The organism is Terriglobales bacterium, assembly GCA_035487355.1.
Classification (GTDB): domain Bacteria; phylum Acidobacteriota; class Terriglobia; order Terriglobales; family Acidobacteriaceae; genus QIAW01.
In genome coordinates this window covers 1-2,501 of sequence record DATHMF010000060.1, presented here as the reverse complement: position 1 = coordinate 2,501, position 2,501 = coordinate 1, and the positions used below count along the sequence as shown (strand labels likewise).

The following is a 2,501-nucleotide window of genomic DNA, read 5'->3' as shown; positions in this document are numbered from 1 at the left end:
GCCCGTTCTTTCGCTGCCACTCCGGATAGCTGTCCGTAGTAGTTGAGTAATTCACGGGCGGTAAGGTAATCGTAAAAATAGGGCTGTTCGGGAAGAAAGCCAATTTGTGCCTTCATCCTTGGATCATCGACTTCCATCCCTAGAATGCGGGCTGAGCCGGACGTCGGGAATACCAGGCCCATTAACAGCTTTAGTGTGGTCGTCTTGCCCGCTCCATTCGGCCCCAGAAAACCAAAAATCTCGCCTTCCTCGACGCTCAGATGGAGAGGCTTCAAAGCGCATTTGGGCTTTTTGCGCCAGAAGCCTACGCTGTAAGTCTTTTCTAATCCAAGGATTTCAATTGCGGCCATGGCAGGTACCAGATTAATCGCATTCTGTGCCTACAAATTATAAGCAAAATCGAGACGGGCGGATGTTGCTCCCGTGATTACCGAAGTTCAAAACACCGAAGCTTTCGGTTGTTGTTGGATCTCTTGGCGGCTCTTCTGTCGAGGCGTTTTTGCTGCCTCTATTGCCGCATCGGATAGGCGGTGCAGGTCGGGACATCAGCGGCTGGGGGCGCGCCGCCTGGGTCGATTCGCAACACTCCGTCGGTCACAATACAGAAGTTGCGGACGCCGGTGATATTGAAGTTCTGGGGAGCCGATGAGGTCACGAAGGAAGTATTCGCACCTCCACTCGGCGAAAATCCTGCAGCCAGGAAAGTATATCCAGTTTTCACTCCGGTGGTTAGAACACTGTCCAGTATGCACGCACTAGCCGAGGTGGGACTACAAGCCGCCGGTCCGCCCAAACTGGCCAGATCAACGGCAAACCCCACGTCAGGATACGATGCGTTGTAGGCGTACTCCGCGGTCGCTATCTTACGTACCGAACTCCCCGCCGAGGCCTCATCCGCTGAAATACGTGCCCGCAGGAAGTTGGGAATGGCCACCGCCGCGATAATTAGGATTATCGCCACGACGATCAGCAGCTCGATCAGTGAAAATCCTCTGTCTCGGCTCATCCTAGGCCTTTCAATGGGAGCGTCCTATTCCCCATAAGGATGTAGCACTTTGTTCGCCAGTCGAAGAACACGCGAAATTACCGTAGTTCGTAGGCAGATGAAGCAAATCAACAACTTGGGTTTCTTTGGCTGAGGTCCGAAGAAGGTCTGCTGACCAGAAGACAGGATTTGTCGACGGAGAGCGACAAATTGCGATACTCGAGTGAAGCAAGCGGAAAGGGTTACCAGGCAAGAAGTCTGCAAAATGCAGAGGAGCACCGGATTATCATCCGGTGCTCCTGGCTTTCGTACCCTCCCCCAGGCACTCTGCCAAATTCCGCTCAGCCTAGTTCAACAGGGTATAGGCTTGGCACGCCGCGTTGGTGGTGAGTGGAATACCATTCAGAGGCGTCACGAACCTGATTACGTTGTCTTCCTGCGTGCAGAAGCCGCGTACTCCGGTCACGTTGAACGCCGCCGCAGCGCCTCCTATTGCGTACTGCAAGTTCACACCGGCAGCCGCAGTCACGCCCATGTTGTAGTAGTAGCCGCTCTTCGCAGTTGCTATGGCCGTGGCGTTGGACAGAGCGCTGTCAATCAAGCAGGCATTACCGACAACCGGGCCACCAGCAGGACACACCGTGTTCGGTCCACCAGGTCCCAGGGTCGGGATGGTAGGAGCAAAGCCCACAGTGGGAAAGCCCGTTGAATACGTGACTTGGGCTGTGTTTAAGGTTCGCAGTGAGCTGACCGCAGACGACTCGTTAGCTGCGATACGCGCGCGCAGCAGGTTTGGAATGGCAATCGCGGCGATGATCAAAATGATCGCGACCACGATCAACAACTCAATCAGTGAAAAGCCCTTTTGTTTACGCATCTCTCGTTTCCCTCTTCTCCATTATCAGAAATTTTGGTCTCAATAGACCCAATTGCCGAATATGTTCGCATTTTAGCGGCCAGGGCCGAAGGTCACCTGGGACCATCGCTCCCGGGGTCTAGCGGCTTTGTTTCCAATGATCTCACGATCCTCGGTTACCCAGGTAATTCTGCCCAAATTCATCTTCATGGGTCAAGCGTGTCAGATTGTGTCGGGCGGGATTGACAATTTGTGTCAATTTGGGACGGCTCAAATCATGGCCACAGCAGAGAATGGCTCACCACTGTTGTCTTACAATTGCCGCCTATCTCCATGAGCATCCCCGTCGACAGCCTTCACATCGAGCCCGACATTTCCCGAGCCTGGTCTCTCCCGTCACGCTTTTATACCGACCCGAGTGTCTTTGCGGCTGAGAAGGAACTTATCCTTGCTCGCACTTGGCAAGTAGTAGGTCACCGCCATCAACCCACAAACCCTGGTGACTTCTTTACTACGGAACTTCAAGGTGAGCCGTTGCTGTTAGTGCGCGGTGCCAGTGGTGAGCTGCGCGGTTTCTACAACGTCTGCCGGCATCGCGCCGGCCCGCCCGCAGAAGGCTGCGGCTCGCGCAAACTGTTTCGCTGCGGATATCACGGGTGG

At 54.5% G+C, this 2,501-nt stretch carries 4 protein-coding genes; 1 reads left to right on the top strand and 3 read right to left on the bottom strand.

The features are described 5' to 3' along the window. The 3 genes from VK738_11695 to VK738_11685 all read right to left on the bottom strand — a co-directional run. Window positions 1-350, bottom strand: a 350-nt coding sequence (locus tag VK738_11695; GenBank protein HTD23311.1) for an ABC transporter ATP-binding protein, incomplete at its 3' end; no start/stop codon positions are given. 158 nt (window positions 351-508) lie between these two features. Continuing rightward, a complete protein-coding gene (locus VK738_11690; protein HTD23310.1) occupies window positions 509-1,006 on the bottom strand; it encodes a prepilin-type N-terminal cleavage/methylation domain-containing protein in 498 nt (165 codons plus the stop codon). A gap of 325 nt (window positions 1,007-1,331) precedes the next feature. Next, complete coding sequence (locus tag VK738_11685) at window positions 1,332-1,862, bottom strand: prepilin-type N-terminal cleavage/methylation domain-containing protein (GenBank protein ID HTD23309.1); 531 nt, start codon at window positions 1,860-1,862, stop codon at window positions 1,332-1,334. 312 nt (window positions 1,863-2,174) lie between these two features. On the opposite strand from VK738_11685, the gene VK738_11680 reads away from it, so the two are divergent. Further along, the coding region (locus VK738_11680) for a Rieske 2Fe-2S domain-containing protein (GenBank protein HTD23308.1) at window positions 2,175-2,501 on the top strand (327 nt) is incomplete at its 3' end.